The sequence below is a fragment of the Bacillus testis genome, assembly GCF_001243895.1.
GTDB lineage: Bacteria > Bacillota > Bacilli > Bacillales > DSM-1321 > Bacillus_AD > Bacillus_AD testis.
In genome coordinates this window covers 1,714,764-1,741,293 of the sequence record NZ_LN851186.1, presented here as the reverse complement: position 1 = coordinate 1,741,293, position 26,530 = coordinate 1,714,764, and the positions used below count along the sequence as shown (strand labels likewise).

Genomic DNA, 26,530 nt, shown 5'->3' with positions numbered 1-26,530 from the left:
GTTAAAGCATGAACGTATTTTTTATTGATGATATAAGGTTGAGCTATGTACTGAAAGAATATTCTAATCTTGTGTGTCATTCAAACTCCTGTTCCGTCATCAACGTCAAAATAAGGCGATACAATACGAAAGAGTGGGTTTCCCCACTCTCCGTTTGTTCCTCGTCATCAATCATTCTTCTTAAAATATACCATAAAGGCACTATTTATGCAAATAGCGAAACAGCGGCTCGGCGTAAGGATGCCCTTTTCCAATCAGAACAGTGAAAGCTGATTTTGATCAGGGAGCGCATCCAGGCACCCTTGCTTTTCGAGGTATTCGAGGATCGTTTTCGATACTTTCCCCCGTTTTTGCAAGTCTTCCTTAGAAAGGAATTCTCCATCCTCGCGAGCATTCACTATATTGATGGCAGCATTCGTGCCCAGCCCCGGAATCGAATCAAATGGAGGGATCAATGAATCTCCTTCAATGATGAATTCTGATGCTTGGGATTTATACAGATCTACCTTCTGGAATGAATAGCCGCGTTCACACATTTCAAGAGCAAGCTCCAGCACTGTCAGAGTGTTCTTTTCTTTCGGTGAAGCATCAAGGCCCTTTGCGTTGATTTCTTCCATTTTGGCCCTTATAGCCAAGGAACCTCTTGTCATTGCTTCTATATCAAAATCCTCCGCTCGGACTGTAAAGTAGGCGGCATAGTATAGCAATGCATGGTGCACTTTGAAATAGGCGATTCTGACAGCCATCAAGACGTAAGCGGCCGCATGGGCTTTCGGGAACATATATTTGATTTTTTTGCACGAATCGATATACCATTCAGGCACTTCGTTCTTGCGCATTTCCTCTTCAAATTCTTCCGATAGCCCCTTCCCTTTACGGACCGACTCCATTATTTTAAAGGCGAGGGACGGATCCAGGCCTTGATAGATCAAATACACCATAATATCGTCACGGCAGCCGATTACTTCACTCAGCGTACAGATTCTATTAGCGATCAATTCTTGGGCATTTGACAACCACACATCGGTACCATGGGACAAACCAGATATCTGCACCAGCTCGGAAAAAGTGGTCGGCTTCGTGTCTTCAAGCATTTGCCGGACAAATCGGGTACCGAATTCCGGAATGCCAAGCGTACCGGTCTTACACATGATTTGGTCCTCGGTGACGCCCAATGATTCTGGGCCGCTGAATATCTTCATGACTTCAGGATCATCGGTTGGGATTGTTTTCGGATCGATACCGCTTAAATCCTGAAGCATCCGGATCACCGTCGGATCATCATGGCCTAGAATATCAAGCTTCAGGATGTTGTCATGGATGGAATGGAAATCGAAATGGGTCGTTCTCCATTCAGAGCTCTGGCTGTCTGCAGGGTACTGGATCGGCGAAAAGTCAAAGATATCCATGTAATCAGGCACAACGATGATACCGCCTGGGTGCTGTCCGGTCGTCCGTTTGACGCCCGTGCAACCTGCCACCAAACGATCCACTTCGGCATTGCGGATGTGGATATTATGGTCGGAGGCATACCCTTTGACATATCCGTAAGCCGTCTTCTCAGCAACAGTGCCTATTGTTCCTGCCCTGTATACAAAATCCTCTCCGAACAATACTTTTGTGTAATCATGGGCGCGTGGCTGATATTCCCCTGAGAAGTTCAAGTCAATATCCGGAACTTTATCCCCTTTAAAGCCAAGGAACGTTTCAAACGGGATATCGTGCCCATCTTTTGTATAGGCAGTGCCGCACTCCGGACAGTCCTTGTCCGGCAAATCAAATCCCGAGCCTACAGAACCGTCGTCAAAGAACTCGGAGTGCTTGCAATTTGGGCACACATAATGAGGCGGCAACGGGTTGACCTCGGTAATTTCGGTCATAGTGGCAACAAGCGAAGAACCTACCGAACCACGGGAACCTACCAAGTATCCATCATTCAATGATTTTTTTACGAGTTTATGGGAAATCAGGTAAATAACCGCGAATCCATGGCCGATGATACTTTTTAATTCTTTTTCCAAACGTGCTGTGACAATTTCCGGAAGGTCTTCCCCGTATATGCTTTTCGCCATGTCATAACTCATTTTCCGGATTTCCTCTTCCGCTCCTTCAATCTTCGGCGTATAGAGATCGTCCTTAATCGGTTTTATTTCCTCAATTGAATCAGCGATAGCATTCGGATTTGTGATGACAATTTCCTTGGCGGTTTCGCTGCCGAGGAATGCAAAGCAATCCAACATTTCATTGGTTGTACGGAAATGGACATCCGGCAGTTTATGGCGGTTGAGCGGATTTGCGCCGCCCTGTGAGCTCACCAATATTTGCCGGTATATTTTATCGTTCGGATTCAGGTAATGGACATTCCCTGTGGCCACCACTGGCTTATTCATTTTTTTGCCCAGCTTGACGATATTGCCGATGATCGCTTCCAGCGACTTTTCATCACGGACATATTCCATTTCGATTAGATGCGCATAAACTTCCTTAGGCATCACTTCAAAGTAATCATAAAACTCGGCAATCTTCTCAACTTCGTCAGGTGACTTTTGCATCATGCCTTCAAAAACTTCTCCCTTATCGCAGGCCGAACCGATCAGTAGGCCTTCACGATATTTGGAAAGAACCGATCTCGGGATGCGGGGAACTCGATAAAAATAATTAATATGCGCGAATGAAATCAACTTAAAGAGATTTTTTAAACCGAGTTCATTTTTCGCCATAATGGTGCAGTGGTAAGGACGGGAACGCTGATAGGCCTTTCCTTCCCCCATATGCTCATTGAAATCATCATGGTACAGGATATTTTTTTCGGCAGCGTCTTTCAACATCTTGATCAAAAGATGGCCGGTGGCTTCAGTATCATAAATCGCCCGGTGATGCTGTGTAAGTTCAATATCAAATTTCTTTGCCAACGTATTCAAACGATGGTTTTTCATCTCCGGATAAAGGAAGCGGCCTAACTCCAAGGTGTCGATGACAGGATTCGTAGCCCGTTCCATTCCGTTCTTCTTATAGCCGACATTCAGGAAGCCCATGTCGAAGCTTGCATTATGCGCTACGAGAATACTGTCTTCGGCCCACTCCTTGAATCTCTTGAGCACCGTGCCGGCTTCGGGTGCATCGCGCAGCATGTCATCCGTAATGCCGGTAAGTTCAATGATTGTGGCCGATAACGGATGATGGGGATTAGCGAATGCCTCAAATGTATCGATTATTTCTCCGCCCTTAATCTTGACGGCGGCAAGCTCGATGATTGTGTCATAGACAGCGGATAATCCGGTAGTCTCTACGTCGAACACAACATACGTACTGTCATCCAAAGAACGGTGGACTGGATTATACGCAATCGGCACACCGTCATCCACTAAGTTTGCTTCTACACCATAAAGGATTTTAATATTATTTTTTTTGCCTGCAGCGTACGCCTCCGGAAACGACTGCGCTCCTGCGTGGTCCGTTATGGCAACTGCTTTGTGGCCCCATTTGCTTGCCTGGGAAACCAAGTCAGATACGGAGCTGACTGCATCCATCTGGCTCATTGGAGTATGAAGATGAAGTTCCACCCTTTTCTCTTCGCTGGTATCCAATCGCTGCGGAGCCTTAATTTCATTAATGTCATTGGCCATCATCACCAGGTCACGGATAAACGTGTCATTCTGGATGCTCCCCTGCGCCCGCAGCCACATCCCTTTCTTGACAGCATTAAGGATCGCTGCATCTTCTTTATCGCGTGAGAAAACCTTAACCATAATGGAACTGGTATAATCGGTCATCTTAAATGTAAGCAGCGTCCGGCCACTGCGGAGTTCCTTTGTTTCAGCAAAGAAGACATAGCCTTCCACGGCGATTCGGCGTTCTTCATCCATAATATCTTCCATGCGTCTGAAATCAGCGTCGTCTTTGATGGTATAACCGATTTTAAGCGGACCTTCCCACTCGGGAACAGCTGCTGCTTCGGTTTCCTTCTTCTGCATTTCAATGACAGCAGCCTGCGCGCGTTCCGCATCTTCTTTTTGTTTCTGCGCCAGGAATTGCGTATATTCTTCATTTTGTTCACGGATTTCAACGTCTAAATGAAAAGCTGGGAAACCATAGTTCTGATAAACAGAAGAGATCAAACCGGAATATTTATTCTTCAGCTGGCCAGCCTCCGCATGGTTGCGTGCGTGAACAATGATCTTATTGCCGTTCACTTTCGGCATTTGTCCATTCAAAAGCGACAATAAAGCCGGGGAAACGCCCTCAAGCTCAGCCAGGCAATTATTCCAATAATCCTGGACGAGTTCAGGTGTAACCCTTTGGTTACGTGCGGTCATCTGGTAGGATACATTAGCTATATGTGAAAATGTCTTCGTCAACTGTGCAGAAAACATACTTTGTACATCGCAAGGCAAAATATCGTTAACCAAAAATTGAAAATGCCATCTTTTCGATGACCGTTCTATACTGAGCTTAGTGATTTCCGCTTGCTCGAAATACATCACTAAACGATCTTCAGTCAATTGCAGTTGCTGGAGTAAGAGTTGAAATCTCTCCCTGCCTTCATGCGAATTTCGATTCAACTAGACTCCCCCTCTTTCTATTCTATCTCTGTGCGGTAATGCATACAGAGGTTATTATAACACAATCCGTTCCCTTTTAATGAATGCGGAAAATATGCAATAGAACAACGACACGCTAGCCAATGTATTCCTTTTCTTCAACCGCTACACTCGGATCCTTACTGGCGCTTGGCCTTCGCACCCAAACTTATTCGTCTTCGCGCATCAGTTGTGGTGGGTGCCATAGCTCCAATTAGAATAAATAAAAAAACTGACATAAAAGCGGACTTTTATGTCAGTAAACATTTAAAACAATCTATTATCCTAGGATATCAGCTACAAGCTGAGGCAATTCATCCACGTGGACTTCAAAAGATTCGCCGGTCTTACGGTTTTTCACTTCAACAATTGATTCCGCAGCCTTTTTACCGACTGTAATGCGGACAGGAAGACCCATCAATTCAGAATCGGTGAATTTAACGCCTGGACGCTCGTTACGGTCATCCAATAATACTTCGTAGCCCGCTTTTTGCATATCCGCATATAAAGCGTCAGCCAATTGTGTCTGGTCGGCATTTTTCACATTGACCGGAATGATATGGACATGGAATGGAGCCAGTTGCTTAGGCCATACCAATCCCTGCTCATCGTTATACTGCTCTGCAGCCGCGGCCAACGTTCTAGAAACGCCGATTCCGTAGCAGCCCATGATCATCGGCTGGCTTCTGCCATTTTCATCAAGGAAGGTCGCCCCCATGGCTTCACTATAACGTGTTCCAAGTTTAAAGACATGGCCCACTTCAATTCCTTTGGCGAATTGAATAGTACCTTTGCCATCCGGAGAAGCGTCCCCTTCCTGGATAAAGCGCAAATCAGCGAATGTATCGACGTTGAAATCACGTCCATGATTTACATTTACATAATGGAAGCCTGCTTCATTTGCACCGCAAACCCCATTAACAATGCTTTCTACTGCATGGTCAGCAATTATTTTTACACCTTCAACGGAAATCGGCCCTAAAGATCCTACTTCACAATTCAGCACTTGTTGTGTTTCTTCAGGAAGCGCAAGTTCAACGACAGATGCTTCCAAAAGATTTTTCACCTTGACATCATTGACCTCATGGTCGCCGCGCACCAATACAAGAACAAATTCTTCATCCACTTTGAACAGCATGGATTTAATGCAAGAAGTAGCTTCCACATTCAAGAAGGAAGAAACGTCTTCAATGCTCTTTTGGTCTGGAGTCGCCACTTTTTCCAGTTCTTTCTCAGCTTCGCTGCTCTTCTCGTAGTTAGCTACTACAGGAGCCATTTCGATATTGGCCGCAAAATCGGATGAATCGCTATATGCGATCGTATCTTCGCCGATTTCGGATAACACCATAAATTCATGTGTATCTTTACCGCCCATCGCACCGCTGTCTGCAATTACCGCCCGGAAATCCAATCCGCAGCGAGAGAAGATATTGCTATACGCCTGGAAGATATCCTCATAGACAGCATCAAGGCTTTCTTGATTGCTGTGGAAGGAATAAGCATCTTTCATGATAAATTCACGTCCACGCAATAACCCGAATCGCGGGCGTTTTTCATCGCGGAATTTTGTTTGGATTTGATAAAGAGTAAGCGGCAATTTTTTATAAGAATTCAACTCATCGCGCACAAGGCTTGTCACCACTTCCTCATGTGTAGGCCCTAATGCGAATTCCCTGTTGTTGCGGTCTTTCATCCGCATCAACTCGGGACCATAGGAATACCAGCGTTTTGATTCCTGCCAAAGTTCTGCCTGCTGTAAAGAAGGCATCAGCATTTCATTTGCGCCTGTATTGTCCATCTCCTCACGCACGATGTTCTCGATTTTTTTCAACACTCTTTGTGCGAGCGGCAAATAACTGTACACGCCACTTGCAGTTTGGCGGATATAGCCGGCTCTCAAAAGCAGTTTATGGCTTTTGACTTCAGCATCCGCAGGAACTTCCCTTAATGTAGGGATAAACATTTTTGATTGTTTCATTTCGCACCTCTTCTACTGGCTTCTATATTATGAAATATAGTGGATCTATTAATTGATAATATGTAAAAAGCAGAAGCGAAGCTTTGGTAAACTTCTGCTTCTGCCTAAACATTTTACCACACAAATTTGTTTTTTAAAGGAAAAATCTTTGGATATCGTTCCAGGTTACGACCAACATCAGCAACATAAGCAATGCAAAGCCGATAAAATGGACCATTCCTTCTTTTTGGCGGTCAAGCGGTTTGCCCCGCAGCGCTTCAACTCCGAAAAATAATAGCCGTCCTCCATCAAGTGCAGGAATAGGCAACAAATTCATAATCCCAAGATTGATACTCAATACACCGGCCCATCTCATTAATGTCAATACACCGGACTTCGCCACTTCTTCTGTCGATACATAGATGCCGACAGGGCCGGACAGCATATCAATCGAAAAGTTGCCGGTAATTAATTTTCCAAGCATTTCAAAAATGCGGACCACCCAATCATACGTCTCCGTAAAACCGAACGTCAGAACGCTCAAGAACGTTTTTTCAGTAGGCTGATAAACGCCGATCACGCCGATTTTTTGGTTGTCACGTTCAATTTCTTTTGGAGTCACCGGGATTTCTAATGTTTTCCCATCGCGGTCCACTACAAATGTAATTTCTTTTCCCGGATGCTTCTGGATTTCCTCTTGGACATCCAACCAAGAAGAAGTTTCCGCTCCATCGATGGATTGGACTTCATCTCCAGTCTTAAGCCCTGCTGAAATGGCCGCTCCATCAGACGTTAATTTGCCAATCTTGGCATCATCGACAACGACGCCTTGAATGGCTGCCAATACAGTGAAGATGACAATCGCAAAGATAAAGTTCATCATCGGCCCGGCAAAGATCGCCATCGTACGCTGACCGAGTTTTTTAGAACCAAATTGACGGTCCCAAGGAGCGATCTGGTTCTCAACGCCATCCTCCACAATCATGGCTTTTGGATCAATTTTGTATGTCTGGATCATTTGGTCATCATCATCTTCAAAGCCTCTGATGAATAATCCGCGCTCCAGATCCACTTCTTCTACTTCAAGCACTTTAATATCCCGGTATTTATCTTTGTTGTTGAGGATGATTTTTTGGACAGTTCCTTCATTGTTCAATTTCAAGCCCACTCGGTAGCCAGGCTTGATCTCAATCATTTCAGCATCCTCACCGGCCATCCGCACAAATCCGCCGATTGGCAGCAGGCGGATCGTATAAACCGTCTCATTTTTCATAAACGATAGAACTTTCGGACCGAACCCGATTGCGAATTCACGGCAAAGGATGCCCGCTCTCTTTGCAAAAATCAAATGTCCGAGTTCATGCACGAATACGAGAGCCCCAAAAATAATGATAAATGATAGAACTGTTTGTATTGTTTGCACGTATCCACCACCTCTATTTCACAATTGATTGAATATATTTCCTTGTTTCCCGATCCACTGATTGGATCGTCAGCAAGTCTGGATGCAGGATATTGTTATGTGCCTCCATCGCTTGATAGATTAAATCCTCGATCTGCAGGAATGAAATCTGGCCCTTAAGGAACAACGGAACCGCTTCTTCATTGGCCGCATTCAGGACGGTAGGCAATGTTCCGCCGGCTCTGCCCGCATCGTAGGCATATTTCAAGCAAGGGAACCGCTCAAAACTCATCTCCTGAAAATGCAATGTTGCGATCTTAGCTAAATCTAGTCTTTCCTTAGAGGCATCTTTTAAACGGTCCGGATACATTAATGCATAAGCGATTGGCACCCGCATGTCCGGCGTACCAAGTTGGCCCATAATGCTGCCGTCATGGAATTCCACCATCGAATGGATGATGCTCTCTTTGTGCATAAGGACAGAAATCTGATCGTAAGGAAGATTGAACAGCCAATGAGCCTCGATTACTTCTAATCCTTTATTCATCATGGAAGCGGAATCGATTGTAATCTTGGCTCCCATCGACCAGTTTGGATGGTTCAGTGCTTGTTCAACAGTGACATCCTTTAACTGTTCGCGTGTATAATCCCTAAAGCTGCCGCCGGAGGCTGTAATGATCAACCGTTCGATATTCTTATGATTCTCTCCTTGCAAAGCCTGGAATATCGCAGAGTGCTCGCTATCGACAGGGAGAATCTTCACATTATGTTTTTTCGCTGCATCCATTACCAAATGGCCTGCAGTCACCAGTGTTTCCTTGTTAGCCAAGCCGATATCTTTTTTCGCCTCGATTGCCTTAAGCGTCGGATATAAGCCAACACTTCCAAGAATAGCAGTCACTACAATATCCGTATCAGGATGGACCGCCACTTCGACCAGACCGTCTTCGCCGTACGAAAAAGCAACATCCGGAAATTCGCCCTTCAGTTCCTCATAATCTTCTTTTTGTATGACAGAAACTAACTCGGGAGAAAATTCTTTGATAATCTTCTTCGTTAATTCTACGTTCTTTCCGGCCGAAAAAGCAGTCAATTGGAATAAATCGCGGTTTTCCCTGATGATTTCCAGTGTTTGCGTGCCAACCGAACCGGTTGCTCCCAGCAAACTGATTTTCTTCATGTGGTGCGCCCCCATTCTTATTACCATTCCTTATCACTCTCTAATTCCTTCATTACCATAGCTGCAGCAGATATAAAATGGGAAATACAAAAAGCCAACTATCAGAGCGATCCAGAATCCCTCCATGGCCTGGCAGCAGGTTCCCCGAATCCTTAACCCCGTAATGCCGCTTAAAGGCTGATTGGACAAGGTCGCCCAATTGGCCGAAGACAGCGATCACCAAACCCAGCACAAGCATTCTTGCCACAGGTATATCGATGTCTGTAAAGAGAGCGAAGACGAGTGCCACAATCAGACCGGCTATTACACCGCCCAACGCCCCCTCAATTGTCTTATTGGGTGAAATCTCAGGCCACAATTTGTTCTTGCCTATTGCCCGTCCGACAAAATAAGCGCCAGAATCGGTGGCCCATAAAGTAAACAATACAAAGAAAATATGGACAAGCCCTATTTCTCTTGTTGCCATTATATAATAAAAACCCATAGACGTATAAAGAACTGCAATAAGCATAAAACCGGCGTCATCAAATGTAAATGCATTCTTCGACAGTACCGTTACCGCTAATAATAGAATAAGCCCAATCAGCACAAACGTCATTTTTGAAATATCGTGATCGGTGAAAAATTCCATCTGCGCCTCCGGGATCAAGGTAAGCCAAAGCAAAATGAATGCCAGGATGCTTTGAGCCGATGCGATCGGCATTTTATGCATTTTCAATAATTCATGCAATCCGACTGTTGCCATTAAGTAGATTAAAATGGTAAATGGCCATCCTCCATATATAACGACCGGAAGGAAAATAGCTGCGGCAATGACAGCCGTAATAATACGTTGCTTCATAATATGTCTGTTCCTCACCTTCTGTTTCGAACATGCTATTTTACTTTTTAAGATTTTATGCGCTTATAGACCGCCATATCTCCGCGATCTTCGCTGATATTCTTTAATTGCCTCTATAAAATCAGCCTCGCTGAAATCGGGCCAAAGAACATCCGTAAACCAAAATTCAGAATATGCAAGCTGCCATAACATAAAGTTGCTCAATCTGATCTCTCCGCTCGTGCGAATCAACAGATCCGGGTCTACCATATCTTTTGTCATCAGATGCGAAGAAAACATTTCTTCTGTCAAAGGCCCTTCCGGCAATCTCCCCTGTTTGTAATCGTCCAGAATGTACTGGGCGGCCTGGACGATTTCAGCCCTGCTACCGTAGTTGAATGCCAGATTGAGGACCAGCCCGGTATTTTCTTTCGTTTCATTCATGGCGCTTTCCACTGCGTTTCTCGTATGTTTAGGAAGCTTTTCCAATTCGCCCATAATATTAACCCTGACATTCTTTTCAATCAGTTCAGGCAGAAATTTATCGAGGAATTCGACTGGAAGTTTCATGAGGTAGTCCACTTCTGTTTCAGGCCTTTTCCAATTTTCTGTAGAAAAAGCATACAGGGTAAGGATATCGATTCCTACTCTGTCAGCAAACCGGGTCATCCTTTGGACTACCTTCATTCCTTCGTAATGGCCGGCCACTCTTGGCAGTGACCGCTTATTGGCCCAGCGACCGTTGCCGTCCATGATAATTGCGACATGGCGCGGTACCCCAGCATCTTTCATTTCCTCGATACTTTCACTGTCTATATAGGCAGAAGCATTTTTGTTGAACCAACGCTTCCAAATAGCTTTCATAATATAAATCCTCCAATAGGTTCCTTCTAAATAAAGTATGTTGAATCCACTTAATAATATCAGAAAATCTTAAAATATCCTATCGGTATTGTAAAATACATATGTAATCATTAAATACAACGTGCAAAGTATGTGAGCAGCCAAACGGTTATTTGAAGGCAAAAAAGCCCCTGTAACAGGGGCTTTTCAAGAAAATGGTTATACGGCCATAATTTCTTTTTCTTTATCTTTTGCCACTTCATCGATTTTCGCGATATGCGCATCTGTTAGTTTTTGAATATCATCTGAATAGCCACGCAGCTCATCTTCAGTGATTTCATTGGCTTTTTCAAGTTTTTTCAAATCATCATTGCCATCGCGGCGAATGTTACGGATGCCTACTTTTGCTTCTTCCGCTTCTTTCTTCACTTGTTTCACTAGTTCCTTACGTCTTTCTTCCGTCAAAGCTGGGATTGCAATCCGGATGATTGAGCCGTCGTTTGCTGGATTCAATCCTAGATCAGACTTAAGAATCGCTTTTTCAATTTCGCCAAGAATTGTCTTGTCGTAAGGCTGGATCACCAGCAATCTTGCTTCAGGGACAGATATGCCGGCCAGTTGGTTAATTGGAGTTGGTGCACCATAATAATCAACAGATACTCTATCAAGAATAGCCGCATTTGCTCTGCCGGCACGAATGGATGTCAATTCTCTTGAAAGAGCTTGTACAGCCTTCTCCATTCTTTCTTTTGTATGAGTTATTACTTGTTTCGCCATCTTATTTCCCCCTCACTATTGTTCCGATTTCTTCTCCTGTAACAACGCGCTTAATATTGCCTTGTTCAGTGATTGAGAAGACAATCAATGGAATGTCGTTATCCATGCATAAGGATGATGCAGTAGAATCCATTACTTCCAAACCGTCCTTCAATACATCTAGGTATGAAAGCTTGTCATATTTAACAGCATTTTCATCTTTGCGAGGATCTGCATTGTATACGCCGTCCACATTGTTTTTCGCCATCAGAATTACATCGGCTTCAATTTCGGCTGCTCTTAATGCGGCAGTTGTATCAGTAGAGAAATATGGATTTCCTGTACCCGCTGCAAAAATGACTACGCGTTTCTTCTCAAGATGTCTGACTGCCCTTCTTCTGATATAAGGTTCAGCCACTTGGCGCATCTCGATAGAAGTCTGTACACGGGTTTCAATACCCAAATGTTCAAGGCTGTCCTGAAGCGCTAATGAATTCATGACAGTTGCGAGCATACCCATATAGTCCGCTGTTGTGCGGTCCATACCCAACTCGCTCCCGATTTTGCCTCGCCAGATGTTTCCTCCGCCAACAACAACAGCGACTTCTACATCCAATTCCGCAATTTCTTTCACTTGTTGCGCGATTGACTTGATAACTGCGGGATTTATTCCGAAACCATCATTGCCCGCTAACGCTTCTCCACTTAGTTTCAATACAACTCGTTTATATTTCGCGCTACTCATTAGAACCTCCAGCTTCATATCATCCGCCTGGCAACGGCAGATGATAGATAATCATTTCATCTTTAAAAAAAGGGAACACTTGTGTGTCCCCCTATTTATTGCTTAATAGAAAATGAGTGAAATTAGTCTTTTTTAACTTGGCTCATAACTTCTTCAGCAAAGTTATCTTGGCGTTTTTCAATGCCTTCCCCTACTTCAAAACGAACAAATTTAGTCAATTTGCCGCCAGTAGACTCAACAAATTGGCCTACTTTCATGTCAGGGTTCTTAACGAATGCTTGGTCAAGCACACAGATTTCTTCGAAGAACTTTCCAAGACGGCCTTCAACCATCTTAGCAACGATTTTTTCTGGTTTGCCTTCGTTAAGCGCTTGTTCAGTCAATACTTTACGCTCTCTTTCGATTTCTTCTTCAGAAACTGCATCATGAGAGATGTAAAGAGGTTTAAGCGCTGCGATATGCATAGCGATATCTTTTGCAGCCGCTTCATCAGTTGATCCTGCAAGAACAGTCAATACACCGATGCGTCCGCCCATGTGAAGGTAAGCACCGAAAGCATCTGCGTCTGTTTTAGTCACTACTTCAAAACGGCGAAGAGTCAATTTCTCACCGATTTTAGCGATTGCAGAGTTGATGTGTTCAGAAACAACTGCACCGTTGTCCATTTTTTGTTCCATAGCTTCTTCAACTGTAGCAGGTTTGTGGGCAAGGATATGCTCAGCCAATTCTTTTACAAGAACTTGGAAACCTTCATTCTTCGCAACGAAGTCAGTTTCAGAGTTCACTTCAAGAATGACAGCCTCGTTTCCTTTAACAAGGATGTTTGTCAAACCTTCAGCAGCGATGCGGTCGCCTTTCTTAGCAGCTTTAGCGATCCCTTTTTCGCGAAGGAAGTCGATTGCTTGCTCCATGTCACCATTAGTTTCAGTAAGTGCTTTTTTGCAGTCCATCATGCCAGCACCAGTTTTTTCACGAAGTTCTTTAACCATTTGAGCAGTAATAGCCATTATGGATTATCCTCCTTTTTAATATGTACATATATATAAACCATTTCGGTTCCGTACAAATCTCTATTCTTTATTTTGCCAAACCAACGCAATTTTCATACGTAGGCTTTTCCTTGAAAAAAGGTGATAAAAGGCCTTATCCTCTTATCACCTTTTCCTTGTGCTTATACTTAAACTTCTTCTGTAGCAGCTGGAGCTTCAGAAAGGTCTTCGCCTTGTTTCACTTCAAGAATTGCATCAGCAATTTTTGCAGTCAACAATTTAACAGCACGGATTGCGTCATCGTTTGCAGGAATTACATAATCGATTTCATCCGGATCACAGTTAGTATCTACGATACCTACTAGAGGGATGTTCAATTTATGAGCTTCAGCAACAGCGATGCGCTCTTTGCGTGGGTCGATAACGAAAATCGCATCAGGAAGACCCTTCATGTCTTTAATTCCGCCTAGGAATTTCTCTAAACGCTCTTGCTCTTTTTTAAGATTGATAACTTCTTTTTTAGGAAGAACTTCGAAAGTGCCGTTCTCTTCCATTTTTTCGATATCTTTAAGACGCGTAATACGTTTTTGGATTGTTTCAAAGTTTGTTAAAGTACCGCCCAACCAGCGTTGGTTTACATAGAATTGACCAGCGCGGATCGCTTCTTCTTTAACTGAATCTTGAGCTTGTTTTTTTGTACCTACGAAAAGGACAGTACCACCGTTAGCAGCAACTTCTTTAACGAAGTTGTAAGCTTCTTCGATTTTTCTTACTGTTTTTTGTAAGTCGATGATGTAGATTCCGTTACGCTCCATGAAGATGTATTTCTTCATTTTTGGGTTCCAACGGCGAGTTTGGTGTCCGAAATGTACACCAGCTTCAAGCAATTGTTTCATTGAAATAACTGACATGTTTTGTTTCCTCCTAGGTTTTGTTTTTCCTCCGCCTGATTCCTTTTCCATTGAAAACTGTCAAAGACAGCACCTGTCAATGGAATCCTCAAGCGTGTGTATTAACACCATGAACTAATATAGCATACACGGGATACATATTCAAGTGTTCATTTGAACTTTTAAAAATCCTCTGCCATGCTTGCGATCCCTAGCAGCAAAAAAAGGCTTTCCGTTCTCCCTTCAAAAGCCTAGTTGCTTATTCATGTATGGAATTTAAGCAGCAAATCGATTTCATTTTTGCCTTTTCCTAGAGTTCTAGCTATTTCTTCAGATGTACTTCCTTGAGCGTGCAACAATAAGGCCTGCTCAATTAATGCCATTTGGGAATGATCCTGCAGTTGTCTGTTCAATTCCTCTTTGAACAGCTGATTGCCGGGTGGGATATGCTCCTTTTTTTGATGGCCGGCGCTTGCAAGGTCGATCTTGTCGGCTACTTCTTCAACTAACCGCTCTATATGATGGGCCGGCCCTTCATCCGTCTTTGAAGGGCTGGTTTTCGGAATGGCTTTTGCCTTTTTGCCTGTTTGAAAGTGGACAGGCCTGTCCCCTTCTTCTTTTGCCTTCTCAAGGGCAAAGCTCATTTCTCTGTTGCTCTCTTCCAATTCCAAGGAAAAAGCTCCGAGGACTTCTTCCAATTCCCGTTTCATCTCTTCGATGTGGCGTTCGGCCTCTTTATACTGGTTTTGCCGGCTGTATAAAATGATAATCGCCAACAAAGTCACACAATGTACAATAAAACTTATGACTAAAACAAATGTAATCATAGTATCCCTCTATCCCGAAAAATCGATCACATTTCCTTTATAAGGATGATGATTATTTTCTTCTTTATGTATAGGCCCGCGTTTCTTCCGGGCATTTGATTGCCAGCTATTGCCGGAGGCCGAATCCGTTTCTTCACCAATGGCCGTGTATTCTGCTTTGCTCATGGAAGTGATGGATTGCTCTTTTTTCTTCTCTTCCTTTTTCAATTCATGGGAGGCAAAATCATGGGCTATTTGGCTTCTCTGCTGCCATTGTTCCTGAATCTTTCCTGCATCTTGGGTTCGCGGAAGGGCAATCTGCATTTCAATCGCTTTTAAACTCATGCTCTTAATCCCCTATCTTCATTTTTCCCCTAATCTAACTGATTTTTATAGAGGAACAGAAACAATCTCGCCCTGGCTGAGAACCATTTTGACCCTTGATGTGTTGGCGTGGATCTTTTTTGAATACTTGCCAAAATGAAGCTCCGTATTCGGATACATCGTTCCCTGGCTTTTAACGAAAGATTCCTCATGGGCGATCTTTAGTTCCTGCAGGCTGACTAGCTCTTCTTCCAATTCTTCAAGCTGCTTCGTGTATGAGCGTACTGTCACTTTTTGTTTTTCCATCATCATTCGGTCCTGGTTCGATATCGATACGGCAAACTGGTTTTTATTCTTCATTTTTTCAGATAGCGAAGCCAGCTTAACAAGAGATTCATTTAAAACAGCTATCTTCTTTTGCAGCGTTGCTTCCTGTTCCATATAGCGTTGTGAATCACCCGCAAAAATATGGGTATGCATATAATGGTGGTTGCCGAAGTCTAACGCCTCCACACTTTTCAAGGCGGAGATTTCGCCGCCTATCACATGCCCTTTTTTGCATATGACACTGCCGCCGCATTCAATTTTACTGTGGAGTATGGATGAATCCACGTAGACCGAATCACCCGCTTTGCAATGGGCCTGATTCAGATAGCTGGCATAAATATAGGAGCCAGCTTCTGTTATTCCTCGGTTTCCCCCTGCAATGCCCCCTTCGATATAAATGGAACCCCCTGCTTTCAAATGAGAGCCTTCAACAAGCCCGCTCACCTTTATGTCGCCGCCCGCTTGAATCTGATAGCCTGCAGGGACGTCGCCTCTGATGACCACATTCCCGATAAAATCAATATTGCCTGTCTTCAAGTCTAGATCACTGTCTACCTCAAAAATTGGAAACACATTAACCGTATTGGAGGTGATCGATACTTGGCCATCCAGCGTGGCATAGACGTTATTCAGATGGAATAATACATTTTTCCCAGCTTTCCATTTTAATGGCCGTCCATCTTTAGCGGAAAGTATTTTCCCCTTTACATCCATTCCAGGAACCCCTAAGCTGGGCGGAACAATTTCAGCCAGCAATTGGCCGTTTTTCACAGAAGGAATCGTCATTACATTCCTAAGATTTAGAACTTTATCCTCATCATTCCGGCTGTCTATTTGATCTTCTGTCACTTTATTGACAAGATACCCATCCATTCCATTCACAGGCGCATTGCCTTTTGCTACTATTACCGGCTGCAGGATGCTCTGTGGATTTTGTGAGATCATCTCGATTACGTCCGGCTGTATTCCATAGCAGACACCGTTTTTTTTAAGGCATTCATTCACTTGATCGGCCGTTAGGACTTCAGGCACTTGCCCGCCTTCGCCCAAAACGATAGATGCCTCAAGCCCGTTCTGGGAAAATAATACTTCCAGAGATTCCATCACACACAATCCTTCCTTTTACAAGAATGCTTACATAATTGAATTCAGTGTGTTTCTTAACTTGAAAATGGCCTTGGAATGGATTTGTGATATTCTGCTGGTGGATAATTCCATTACGTGGCCGATTTCGGTGAGAGTCAGCTCTTCTTTATAAAATAACTGCAGCACTAGCTGTTCGTTCTTATTTAATTGTGAGATTCCCCGCCCCAAATCCTCTAGCACTTCTTCATGGATAACATGTTCATCGGGCAATATAGCTTTTTCATCCTTGATGTGGTAGGACTTGCCATCATGTTCATCATGGTCCATTTGGTCTTCTACGGAAATGATGTTGGCAAAAAAGTTTTCATTCATAGTGGAAATAACTTCTTCCGGACTGATACCCAGGGTTGCGGCAACCTCTTCAGGGGATACATTTCTCATTTGCTCCTGTTCCAGGCGCTCAATCGCATGCTCAATCTTTTTGGTTTTTTCACGCGCACTTCTAGGAAGCCAGTCTTCCTTTCTGAGCCCGTCCAATATAGTGCCCCGGATGCGGAATGAGGCGTATGTATCAAACTTTAGATCGCGGTCCGGTTCGAATCTTTCAAGCGCATTAAACAAACCCATCATCCCTAAGCTGCGTAAATCATCTCTGCTGACACTCTTTGGAAGGCCTACCGAGATGCGTTGGACATGGTAGGAAACGAGCGGCATATATTTACGGGCTAGAAAATCTCCCGCCTCTCTGTCTTTCGATTCTACCCATTTCTTCCATTGGACAGCTTCATCATCTCTTGCTAGTTGAGCCATTGTTCTCCTCCTTACCCTGGTTATTAATGAGGATATAATATAATCATTTTTATTATACCAAACAAGGATATTTATACCATTATAGTAAATAACAACTTATTTTTATTATTCACAGGAATTCTTTTACGGCTGGGTCATTAAAGCTGTTTCACTCCTTGATTGACGGTTCTTACGGACAATACTAAAGTCTTTGGATCAAATTCGATCGTTCTTCCGCTGTTCCCTCCGCAATCCTCAGCGAGCAGTTCGATGCCCAGATGCTCCAAAGCGGTTTTTACCGCTTCGGTGTTCCTCGGGCCAATCCTCATCATATCGCTGCCAGAAGAGAATTGGAACATTTGGGCGCCGCCCGCAATTTTTGCCTTTAAGCGGCTGGAATGCGCTCCTTCCTTAACAAGCCTTGTCGCAAGCGCCGATACACCAGTATCAGCATACTTGGCCACATTTAGTTGTCCTTGCTTGGCAATCGCCGATTCTGGCAACATCACGTGGACCATGCCTGCGATTTCAGACCGGGCATCAAACAGGACAACACCCACGCACGATCCAAGGCCTGCGGTACGAATTGTGCAGGGAGGGCGGACGATATTCATATCAGCGATGCCCACTTTTATGATTTTCACAGGCTCAATCAACGCCTTCCACCCCCAATGCCAGAAAAAGATTCTTAAAGGAAGCGGGATCAGGCAAAAGGAAGAAGTGCCCGTTCACACTATTGGATGAATTCTCCTCCTCCTCATTCAGAGCTGTATCAATGACGATAGCAACGTCGCTTTCCTGTGAGATTTCCAATAAGCCTGCGGAAATAACGGCACCTGCCATCTCAACGGATAATGCAGGAACAGATGGATACAGATTCAACGAAGTGAAATCCGATAGAGAAGATAAATAAGATCCTGATAAGATATTGCCAAGTTCCTGCAGGGCTGACAGGGCTATTTCCGAATAAGGAGGAGACTGGAAACTGAATTGCCGGTCCCCGGTCATTTGCCGGACAAAATATTCAGCCTGCTCCATGCTTAAGATAAAAAACATGCTTCCCGGCGCGTCTCCTTCTATTCTTAAAAATACAGAAACGACGACGCGTTCCGCCCCTCCGGCCAGTTCCATTACTTCGTCAAAGGAGACAACGCGCACTTTTGGGACTTTCATGTCAATTTTCTTCCCGAGCACAGTGGAGAGTGAAGTTGCCGCATGGCCTGCCCCGATATTGCCGATTTCTTTCAGAATATCCAAATGCATGGTCGATATCTTATCAATATAGGACATTATGAGATACCTTCCCCTCGGTTTTCTCTTGCTTCTTCAGGATTCAACACTTTATATAGATCAATTAAGATCAGCAGCCGGCGGTCCATTTTCACCACGCCTGTAATAAATTCGGCTTCTTCCGCACCAACTATATCCGGCTGGGGCTCTATGTCCTTGTCCGGCAAGTCAATGACATCATTCGCTGAATCGACGATCAAGCCGACTTCCATGCCGTCCAGTGACACAATGATAATTCTAGTCTGTTCCGAGTACTCTACTGGTTCAAGGTCGAATCTGGTGCGCAAGTCGATGATCGGCGTCACTACACCCCTTAGGTTTATTACGCCTTTGACAAAAGGTACGGTATTAGGCACCCGTGTAATATGCTCGACTTTTTCTATTGCTTTTACCTGGCTGACAGGTATCGCGTATTCCTTGCTCTTCAATTGGAATATAATCACTTTTGTATAGCTTTCCACCACTTCTGGCATAACACTGCCCCCTTTACTTGATTAAAGCATTGCAATCGACAATTAATGCTACCTGGCCATCGCCCAGGATCGTAGCGCCTGAAATGGCAAAAACAGAAGTCAAATAATCTCCGAGTGATTTTAAGACGATTTCTTGTTGTCCAATGAATGAATCGACAATCAAGCCTGCCATTTTATCCCCTTTGCGTACAATGACCACTGAAACATATTCCTCATCGCGTTTGAACACAGGGACGTCAAAAATATCAGCCAAATCCAGCAATGGTACCACTTTTCCCCGGAAGTCGATTACCCTTTGATTATGGCCATTCAAGATGTCACCCTTTTTGACAATGGCTGTTTCGATAATAGATGATAACGGAACGGCATATTTTTCTTTCTGTATTTCAACGAGCATGACGGAAATGATCGATAATGTCAGCGGCAATTGAATGGAGAAAATGCTTCCCTGTCCTTCTTTTGAATCAATGGATACCGTACCGCCAAGCGACTCAATCGTACTGCGGACTACATCCAAACCGACTCCACGCCCTGAAACATCCGATATAACTTCTGCAGTCGAGAACCCAGAAGCAAAAATCAATTCATACACTTGGCGGTTGGTCATTTGGGAGGCAGCAGCAGGGGTAATAATCCCTTTAGAAATCGCTTTTCTGACGATGTTTTCCCGATTGATCCCAGCTCCGTCATCTTCAATCTCGATAAAAACATGGTTGCCGCTGTGATATGCTCTGAGGATAACCGTTCCTTCCTCTTCTTTACCGTTTGCCACCCGCACCTCAGGCGTTTCAATTCCATGGTCCAAAGCATTTCTAAGCAAATGGACAAGCGGATCCCCTATCTCATCAATTACGGTCCGGTCGAGTTCCGTCTCGGCACCGACAATTTCTAAATTGATTTTCTTGTTGAGGTCTCTGGCAAGCTGGCGGACCATCCTTGGAAAGCGGTTGAATACAGTTTCGACCGGAACCATCCTCATATTCAAAATGATGCTTTGCAAATCGCCGGAAATACGCGACATTCTCTCTACCGTTTCATGAAGGGCCTGATTGTCCAGCTCTTTGGAGATTTGCTCCAGGCGCCCCCTGTCAATGACCAGTTCTTCAAACAGATTCATTAAAATATCCAGACGCTCTATATTGACCCGGATTGTTTTATTTGTGTTCATGCTTTTGCTGTTCTTTTTTTTCTTTTCTGCCGATTGGGCGTCGCCAGTTGCTTCATTCCCGCTTTCAACATCTGGGATTTCTTTTTCTGTATTCGTTTGTTCATTCGCTGTCTGTCCAAGGCTGCCATTCTTTAAATCTTGCAAAGAAAGCGGGACCGATGCGACAGAAATAATTTCGGAGACTTGCAGGATGCGCTTTTCGACTTCCCCAATTTCTTCTTTTGTTACAAATGTCACAGTGAACTCTGAATCGAATTGTTCTTCCTCTAATTGCTCGGCTGTCGGACTGGTTTTAATGACCTCGCCTATTTTTTCGAGCACTTCAAACACCATGAATACCCGGGCCGCTTTCAGCAGGCAATCGTCGCGAAGCGCCACAGTGATTTCATATGAAGAGAACCCTTGCTCTTTCGATTGTTCCAAAATAGTCAATTCAAACTCGTCATATATGCCCCGCAGCGATTTTTCTTCAGCTGCCGGCGCCAACGCTGCAGCCCCCTCCTTCTTTGAAGACTGCACAGACAGTGGTTCGCCTTTTTCTATGAGCAACAATTTATTGACAACGTCCGTCACATCTTTTTTTCCATCGCCGCCAGCGGCTATATTCATCACCATCTCTTCCAGGTGATCAACGGCATCGAATACAACATCCAGCATTTCTTCATGGACAGACAGCTTATTATTGCGGATGGCATCCAGGACGTTTTCCATTTTATGAGTAAGGTTAGCCAGATCTTCATATCCCATCGTTGCGGACATCCCTTTAAGCGTATGCGCCGCCCGAAATATCTCATTTACGATTTTCAGGTCTCTGGGATTTTTTTCAAGTTCTAAAAGCTGCTCATTGCACAGCTGCAGATGTTCTTTGCTTTCTTCAATAAACACCTCTAAATATTGATTCATATCCATAATGTTGCACCCCTTAAAAAGTTCAGCAATATCGTACGATTGCTTTGGCAATATTCTCTACATGTTCAACTGTATCGGCCAGACCCGCATTGATTACCGATTTTGGCATACCGAAAACAATGGCTGTTTGCTCTGATTCGGCAATGCACTGGACTGGAAGCTCTTTTTTAAGCATCCTCAACCCTTTAGTCCCGTCATTCCCCATCCCGGTCATGACAACAGCAACGACTGGTACTGACCGCAGCATGGATATCGACTCAAACATGACATCCACCGACGGACGGTGCCCATTTCTAGCTTCATCTTTCGTCAATGAGATGAATAGCTGATGATTTTGCTCTACGATTTTCATATGATAGCCGCCAGGGGCAATATAGGCTGTTCCATTTTCAAGAACATCATCCTGTTCAGCTTCTTTGACGCCTATTTCCGATAATTGATCCAACCGGGACGCCAGTGATTTCGTAAAACCCGGAGGCATGTGCTGCACTATGACAATCGGTGCGGCAATGTCTTTCGGAAGCGAGCCCAGTACTGTCTGAAGCGCCCTCGGCCCTCCTGTAGACGTGCCGATCGCCACCAGTTTAGCAAGAGGCCGAAGCCTAATACTTTCAGGTACTTTTTTCCTATTTAGTTCTATTTTACTATAAGAATCAATCGAATAATCTGTTGATTTTGATAAACTACTACTTTTCTTCAATAAATTAATATCCATCTTCGATGCTGCTTTGATTTTATCAAGCAATTGTTCTTTGATTTTATGTAAGTCAAGAGAAATGGGGCCCGATGGCTTGGCAATAAAATCAAATGCTCCATTATGCATAGCCTGCAATGTATTGTGGGCACTCTGTTCATTCACGCTAGAGAGCATGATGATCGGCACCGGGCAATCCTTCATGATAATTGCCAAAGCATCAAGGCCGCTCATAACAGGCATTTCGATATCCATCGTCACGACATCAGGCTGCATGCTTTTCATTTTATTGATGGCATCTAGTCCATTCCTTGCAATCCCTATCACTTCAATCAAGGGATCTTCCGAAAGAAAATCAGTAATAAGTTTTCTCATGAATGCCGAATCTTCTACTATTAATACTTTTATTTTCTTCACGGGGACTACCTACCTTCCAATGAAAAAATGTTTGAATTTATCCAGGAATGCCGTTGGCTGCCTGATGGGTTCTTCTGCTGTTCCGGAAACAAATCCTGCGGCCAATTGCTGCATCGCCCTTGTAATATCTGAATAAGGATACAAGATGGTGAAAGGCATTTGCCTGATTACTGCCTTTTTGACGTATTTACTGTCAGGCAGCGAACCCAGGGCAGCCAACTCCTTCCCAAGGAACCGCCTTAACGTGGTCTGTAGCCTTTTAATCGTTTCCCGGCCTTGCCGTTCCGTCTCAGCGCGGTTGCATAACAGCTTAATCGGCAAATGCTCATTCTTCATATGCAGATATTTCACAATGGAATAAGCGTCCATAATGCTTGTCGGCTCAGGGGTTGTAATGGTAATGATTTCATCCACGCATTGCAGGAACTTGGCGGTTTCCGCTGATATTCCGGCTCCAAGATCAAAAAAAATATAATCATATCGATCTTGAATGGCGGCGAATTCGCCCAAGAACAGACCCAACTCTTCATCATTCATAGAAAACAACTGCGCAAGCCCGGATCCGCCGCTTATAAACTGAAGATTCCCAGGGCCGTCCGTAATAATGTCATCAAACGATAGCCCTTTGGCAAAGAAATCAACAATATTGCGTTCAGCTGTATTCCCCAACAAAATATCGATATTGCCCATTCCAATGTCCATATCGAACAACAGCACTTTTTTCCCAAGCAAAGAGAGCTGAATGGAAAAATTCAACGAAAAATTGGATTTTCCCACTCCCCCTTTCCCGCTTATGACAGCAATGGTCTTGCCATTTTTTTGACCGTTGGCTTGCCCAATCCAGCGGCGCAGGCCTTCAGCTTGATCATTCCTCATATCTGTCTCCTAGCAAGACGTCCACGATGACTTCTGGAGTCGCCTTCACAAGGTCATCGGGAACATTTTGCCCGTTGGTTAAAAAAGCGGTATTGATCGAATATTTGGCCATCATATTGAACATAGCGCCATAGGAGGACGTTTCATCCATCTTCGTAAAGATGAAATAGGAAATGGGGATGCTGCTGAACTGGGCGAGTATGTCTTCCATATCCCGCTGCTTGCTCGTTAGCGATAGCACCAGATAGGTCTCCATGTCATCGCCAAACGACAGCATGTCCTGCAAGTCTTCCACATATTGCGCATTTCTGAAATTCCGGCCGGCTGTATCTATAAAGACAGCATCATAGTGCGAAAACCGTTCGATGGCCTTTTTAAAATCTTCAGCGTTATAGGCTACTTCTAAAGGCACGTTTAAAATCTTGCTGTATGTCTTCAATTGGTCAATGGCAGCGATGCGATAGGTATCAGTCGTGATGAAAGCGACTTTTTTTCTATATTTCAAGGCACTTTCAGCCGCTAACTTCGCAAGTGTAGTTGTCTTTCCCACTCCTGTAGGGCCGACAACATTGATGTATTTCTTTTGGAAAAGTGAAATGGGTTCAGGCAACAATTTCCCCATCAGAAATAGCTTAGCCTTTTGCAGCATCTCCGCTTTACTGGCATTCTGGCCCTCCATCAACGATGCCATCAATTGCTCGATGGTTTCATGGTCTATATCCTGCTGTTCTAAATGCCGTTTGAGCTGCGGAAGATCGCCTGGCAATGTCTCTTTGCCCTGGCTAAACTGAATCTGTTGGATCATTTTTTTCAGTTCCCCCATTTCTTTCAGAACGGGAGATTGCCCTACCTGTTTGGGGCTGAAATCGGCCCTTCCTTGACCAGGAAGCGGCTTCTGCTCTGTGCTTAAACTATGTTGAGCTGGTGTTTTGGTTTTCATATTCTTTTTTTTGCCGGCAGGCATCCGGGTTTCCTGGGGATCGATTGCAGCGATTACCTCAATTCCCCGCTTTTTGAAAAAACCAAGAAAACCTCCTGTAAACGTCACTTTAGAATTGAGGATAACGGCATCCTCGCCAAGCTCGCCTTTAATAAGCGACATCGCTTCAGCCATATTGGCAGCCTGATATTTTTTGATTTTCATTAGCTGACATTCACCACCCCGACACTTTGTATTTCAACATCCGCTTCTAATTCGTTGTACGACAGTATAGGAACCTGCGGAAAATATCTTTCTGTTAGTTGGCGCATATACATTCTCACAGCCGGGGAACAAATGACAACCGGCTGCTGGTCAACCAATGCCAATTCCTCGAGCTTGGATGCGAGCGACGTTAATATTTCCTGTGTATCATTTGGATCCATCGACAAATAATTCCCGTGTTCCGTTTGCTGGACGCCATCAGCAATCATTTTTTCAACTTTTCCCGACACAGTGATCACTTTTAAGGAAGAATCATGACTAAGGTATTGCTCCGTAATTTGCCGGGCCAGGTTTTGGCGGGCATACTCCGTGAGCAAATCTGTATCGGTCGTCATTTTGCCGTAATCGGCAAGCGTTTCGAAAATAATAGGCAAATTGCGGATCGAAATTTTCTCTTTCAACAGTTTTGCCAACACCTTCTGCACATCTCCCACCGAAAGTGGATTTGGCGTCACCTCTTCGACAAGGATTGGCGACGTTTCGTTCAAATGGTCGATCAATTGTTTCGTTTCTTGGCGGCCGATTAGGATATCTGCATTATTTTTGATGACTTCCGTTATATGAGTGGAAACGACACTTGGGGGATCTACGACAGTGTATCCCATCATTTCCGCATGTTCCTTCATATCCTCACTGATCCATTTGGCAGGCAGGCCGAATGAAGGTTCAATCGTGTCAATGCCTTCGATGGAATCATCGTCATTCCCCGGGCTCATAGCCAAGTAATGGTCGAGCAGCACCTCTCCCCTTGCCATTTCGCTGCCTTTTATTTTCAGGCGATATTCATTGGGGTTCAATTGGATATTATCCCTGATTCTCACAGCCGGAATGACGAGCCCCATTTCAATCGCAAGCTGCCTTCGAATCATCACCACACGATCAAGAAGATCCCCTCCCTGATTGGCATCAGCCAGCGGGATAAGCCCGTAACCAAATTCAAACTCGATTGGATCAACGCTCAGAAGGTTGACAACACTTTCAGGGCTTTTCAATTCATCGGTATGCATTTCTTCCTCCATAGTCAGCAATTCCTCTTCATCAGGCTCAGGCGCCCTGCTGTTCATATAGCCCGCCAAAATGAGAAGAAGGCCAAGCGGAATGGTGAATAAATCGCTGATCGGCGTAAATAAACCGAGCAGAATAATGGTACCCCCGGTTACATACATCATTTTTGGATAAGCAAACAATTGGCCGGTAATATCGGCTCCTAAATTTCCTGTCGAAGCGGCTCTTGTGACAACAATCCCTGTCGCTGTGGAAATCAGCAAAGCCGGCACTTGGGATACAATTCCATCGCCGACAGTCAAGAGAGCAAAATGGGTCGCTGCCTCACCGAATCCAAGATCCAGCTGAGTAACGCCGATAATGATCCCGAATATCAAGTTAATAAACACAATGATAATGCCTGCAATGGCATCCCCTTTGACAAATTTGCTTGCCCCGTCCATCGAACCGTAAAAATCGGCTTCACGGCCGATTTTTTCTCTGCGCTCCCGTGCCTCTTTCTCGGAAATCAACCCCGCATTCATGTCGGCGTCTATACTCATTTGTTTCCCTGGCATTGCATCCAAGGTGAAACGGGCCGCCACTTCAGACACCCGTTCCGACCCTTTCGTGATGACGATGAACTGTATAATGATCAGGATGAGAAAGACAACCATCCCTACCAGTACATTACCGCCGACAACGAATGTACCGAATGTTTCTACAACACCGCCGGCATCTCCGTGCGTTAGGATCGAACGAGTCGTTGAAACATTCAATCCAAGGCGGAACAGCGTCAATAACAGCAATAAGGACGGGAAAATTGAGAACTCCAATGGTTCTTTCATATTCATTGTCGTCAGTATAACAACCAGTGCAAGTGATATATTGCAAAGAATCAGTATACTTAATAACCATGTCGGCAATGGAATAATAAGCATAGCCACGATCATAATAACGCTGATTAATACCGATAAGTCTCTAGCTGACATCGCATTCTCCCCTAACAACCTGCATAATA

The 26,530-nt window shown here is 44.3% G+C and carries 22 protein-coding genes; all 22 read right to left on the bottom strand.

The window, feature by feature from the left end; genetic code table 11:
- Positions 1-254: 254 nt before the first annotated feature.
- A complete protein-coding gene (locus tag BN1765_RS09035) occupies positions 255-4,562 on the bottom strand; it encodes a PolC-type DNA polymerase III (RefSeq protein ID WP_050614812.1) in 4,308 nt (1,435 codons plus the stop codon).
- Positions 4,563-4,860: 298 nt separating this feature from the next.
- Positions 4,861-6,558: a proline--tRNA ligase gene (locus tag BN1765_RS09030; RefSeq protein WP_050614811.1), complete on the bottom strand. Its 1,698-nt coding sequence runs from the start codon at positions 6,556-6,558 to the stop codon at positions 4,861-4,863.
- A 133-nt stretch (positions 6,559-6,691) separates the two neighbouring features.
- On the bottom strand, positions 6,692-7,951 hold the full coding sequence (gene rseP / locus BN1765_RS09025) for an RIP metalloprotease RseP (protein ID WP_050616725.1): 1,260 nt from the start codon (positions 7,949-7,951) through the stop codon (positions 6,692-6,694).
- 22 nt (positions 7,952-7,973) lie between these two features.
- Positions 7,974-9,119 carry a 1-deoxy-D-xylulose-5-phosphate reductoisomerase gene (dxr, locus tag BN1765_RS09020; protein WP_050614810.1) on the bottom strand — a complete coding sequence of 382 codons (1,146 nt, stop codon included), beginning with the start codon at positions 9,117-9,119 and terminating at the stop codon, positions 7,974-7,976.
- A gap of 52 nt (positions 9,120-9,171) precedes the next feature.
- Positions 9,172-9,960, bottom strand: a complete 789-nt coding sequence (locus BN1765_RS09015; protein WP_050614809.1) for a phosphatidate cytidylyltransferase — start codon at positions 9,958-9,960, stop codon at positions 9,172-9,174.
- 63 nt (positions 9,961-10,023) lie between these two features.
- A complete protein-coding gene (locus BN1765_RS09010; protein WP_050614808.1) occupies positions 10,024-10,803 on the bottom strand; it encodes an isoprenyl transferase in 780 nt (259 codons plus the stop codon).
- A gap of 198 nt (positions 10,804-11,001) precedes the next feature.
- Complete coding sequence (gene frr / locus BN1765_RS09005; RefSeq protein ID WP_050614807.1) at positions 11,002-11,559, bottom strand: ribosome recycling factor; 558 nt, start codon at positions 11,557-11,559, stop codon at positions 11,002-11,004.
- 1 nt (position 11,560) lies between these two features.
- Positions 11,561-12,283, bottom strand: a complete 723-nt coding sequence (gene pyrH, locus BN1765_RS09000) for a UMP kinase (protein ID WP_050614806.1) — start codon at positions 12,281-12,283, stop codon at positions 11,561-11,563.
- Between the two features lie 122 nt (positions 12,284-12,405).
- Complete coding sequence (gene tsf / locus BN1765_RS08995) at positions 12,406-13,290, bottom strand: translation elongation factor Ts (RefSeq protein WP_050614805.1); 885 nt, start codon at positions 13,288-13,290, stop codon at positions 12,406-12,408.
- A 170-nt stretch (positions 13,291-13,460) separates the two neighbouring features.
- Positions 13,461-14,183, bottom strand: coding sequence for a 30S ribosomal protein S2 (gene rpsB / locus BN1765_RS08990; protein WP_050614804.1), 723 nt, complete (start codon positions 14,181-14,183; stop codon positions 13,461-13,463).
- A gap of 242 nt (positions 14,184-14,425) precedes the next feature.
- Positions 14,426-14,989, bottom strand: a complete 564-nt coding sequence (locus BN1765_RS08985) for a hypothetical protein (protein ID WP_050614803.1) — start codon at positions 14,987-14,989, stop codon at positions 14,426-14,428.
- Positions 14,990-14,998: 9 nt separating this feature from the next.
- Positions 14,999-15,313, bottom strand: coding sequence for a hypothetical protein (locus tag BN1765_RS08980; protein ID WP_050614802.1), 315 nt, complete (start codon positions 15,311-15,313; stop codon positions 14,999-15,001).
- Between the two features lie 45 nt (positions 15,314-15,358).
- Positions 15,359-16,723: a DUF342 domain-containing protein gene (locus BN1765_RS08975; RefSeq protein ID WP_230199576.1), complete on the bottom strand. Its 1,365-nt coding sequence runs from the start codon at positions 16,721-16,723 to the stop codon at positions 15,359-15,361.
- A gap of 30 nt (positions 16,724-16,753) precedes the next feature.
- Positions 16,754-17,515 carry a FliA/WhiG family RNA polymerase sigma factor gene (locus BN1765_RS08970; protein WP_050614800.1) on the bottom strand — a complete coding sequence of 254 codons (762 nt, stop codon included), beginning with the start codon at positions 17,513-17,515 and terminating at the stop codon, positions 16,754-16,756.
- A gap of 137 nt (positions 17,516-17,652) precedes the next feature.
- Positions 17,653-18,150 (bottom strand): chemotaxis protein CheD, encoded by a 498-nt coding sequence (locus BN1765_RS08965; RefSeq protein ID WP_187119433.1) that lies wholly within the window; start codon positions 18,148-18,150, stop codon positions 17,653-17,655.
- On the bottom strand, positions 18,143-18,784 hold the full coding sequence (locus BN1765_RS08960; protein ID WP_050614799.1) for a chemotaxis protein CheC: 642 nt from the start codon (positions 18,782-18,784) through the stop codon (positions 18,143-18,145). Before BN1765_RS08960 ends, BN1765_RS08965 begins: the two co-directional genes overlap by 8 nt.
- A complete protein-coding gene (locus BN1765_RS08955) occupies positions 18,784-19,257 on the bottom strand; it encodes a chemotaxis protein CheW (protein ID WP_050614798.1) in 474 nt (157 codons plus the stop codon). The genes BN1765_RS08960 and BN1765_RS08955 overlap by 1 nt, the downstream gene beginning before the upstream one ends.
- Before the next feature lie 13 nt (positions 19,258-19,270).
- Positions 19,271-21,334, bottom strand: coding sequence for a chemotaxis protein CheA (locus BN1765_RS08950; RefSeq protein WP_050614797.1), 2,064 nt, complete (start codon positions 21,332-21,334; stop codon positions 19,271-19,273).
- 22 nt (positions 21,335-21,356) lie between these two features.
- Positions 21,357-22,445: a protein-glutamate methylesterase/protein-glutamine glutaminase gene (locus BN1765_RS08945; RefSeq protein ID WP_050614796.1), complete on the bottom strand. Its 1,089-nt coding sequence runs from the start codon at positions 22,443-22,445 to the stop codon at positions 21,357-21,359.
- Between the two features lie 9 nt (positions 22,446-22,454).
- Positions 22,455-23,321 (bottom strand): MinD/ParA family protein, encoded by an 867-nt coding sequence (locus tag BN1765_RS08940; RefSeq protein ID WP_050614795.1) that lies wholly within the window; start codon positions 23,319-23,321, stop codon positions 22,455-22,457.
- Positions 23,311-24,465 carry a flagellar biosynthesis GTPase FlhF gene (gene flhF / locus BN1765_RS08935; protein ID WP_050614794.1) on the bottom strand — a complete coding sequence of 385 codons (1,155 nt, stop codon included), beginning with the start codon at positions 24,463-24,465 and terminating at the stop codon, positions 23,311-23,313. The genes BN1765_RS08940 and flhF overlap by 11 nt, the downstream gene beginning before the upstream one ends.
- Positions 24,465-26,501 carry a flagellar biosynthesis protein FlhA gene (gene flhA / locus BN1765_RS08930; RefSeq protein WP_050614793.1) on the bottom strand — a complete coding sequence of 679 codons (2,037 nt, stop codon included), beginning with the start codon at positions 26,499-26,501 and terminating at the stop codon, positions 24,465-24,467. The genes flhF and flhA overlap by 1 nt, the downstream gene beginning before the upstream one ends.
- Between the last annotated feature and the right edge of the window lie 29 nt (positions 26,502-26,530).

Bases quoted from the DNA above. Each gene is read 5' to 3' on its own strand.
- BN1765_RS09010 (WP_050614808.1), bottom strand. From the start codon at position 10,803: ATGAAAGCTATTTGGAAGCGTTGGTTCAACAAAAATGCTTCTGCCTAT.
- BN1765_RS09015 (WP_050614809.1), bottom strand. From the start codon at position 9,960: ATGAAGCAACGTATTATTACGGCTGTCATTGCCGCAGCTATTTTCCTT.
- BN1765_RS08950 (WP_050614797.1), bottom strand. From the start codon at position 21,334: ATGGATATGAATCAATATTTAGAGGTGTTTATTGAAGAAAGCAAAGAA.
- BN1765_RS08940 (WP_050614795.1), bottom strand. From the start codon at position 23,321: ATGAGGAATGATCAAGCTGAAGGCCTGCGCCGCTGGATTGGGCAAGCC.
- frr (WP_050614807.1), bottom strand. From the start codon at position 11,559: ATGGCGAAACAAGTAATAACTCATACAAAAGAAAGAATGGAGAAGGCT.
- BN1765_RS09030 (WP_050614811.1), bottom strand. From the start codon at position 6,558: ATGAAACAATCAAAAATGTTTATCCCTACATTAAGGGAAGTTCCTGCG.
- BN1765_RS08955 (WP_050614798.1), bottom strand. From the start codon at position 19,257: ATGCCAGAAGTGGTGGAAAGCTATACAAAAGTGATTATATTCCAATTG.
- flhA (WP_050614793.1), bottom strand. From the start codon at position 26,501: ATGTCAGCTAGAGACTTATCGGTATTAATCAGCGTTATTATGATCGTG.
- BN1765_RS08975 (WP_230199576.1), bottom strand. From the start codon at position 16,723: ATGGAATCTCTGGAAGTATTATTTTCCCAGAACGGGCTTGAGGCATCT.
- pyrH (WP_050614806.1), bottom strand. From the start codon at position 12,283: ATGAGTAGCGCGAAATATAAACGAGTTGTATTGAAACTAAGTGGAGAA.
- rpsB (WP_050614804.1), bottom strand. From the start codon at position 14,183: ATGTCAGTTATTTCAATGAAACAATTGCTTGAAGCTGGTGTACATTTC.
- dxr (WP_050614810.1), bottom strand. From the start codon at position 9,119: ATGAAGAAAATCAGTTTGCTGGGAGCAACCGGTTCGGTTGGCACGCAA.
- BN1765_RS08985 (WP_050614803.1), bottom strand. From the start codon at position 14,989: ATGATTACATTTGTTTTAGTCATAAGTTTTATTGTACATTGTGTGACT.
- BN1765_RS08980 (WP_050614802.1), bottom strand. From the start codon at position 15,313: ATGAGTTTAAAAGCGATTGAAATGCAGATTGCCCTTCCGCGAACCCAA.
- BN1765_RS08960 (WP_050614799.1), bottom strand. From the start codon at position 18,784: ATGTCCTATATTGATAAGATATCGACCATGCATTTGGATATTCTGAAA.
- tsf (WP_050614805.1), bottom strand. From the start codon at position 13,290: ATGGCTATTACTGCTCAAATGGTTAAAGAACTTCGTGAAAAAACTGGT.
- BN1765_RS08970 (WP_050614800.1), bottom strand. From the start codon at position 17,515: ATGGCTCAACTAGCAAGAGATGATGAAGCTGTCCAATGGAAGAAATGG.
- flhF (WP_050614794.1), bottom strand. From the start codon at position 24,465: ATGAAAATCAAAAAATATCAGGCTGCCAATATGGCTGAAGCGATGTCG.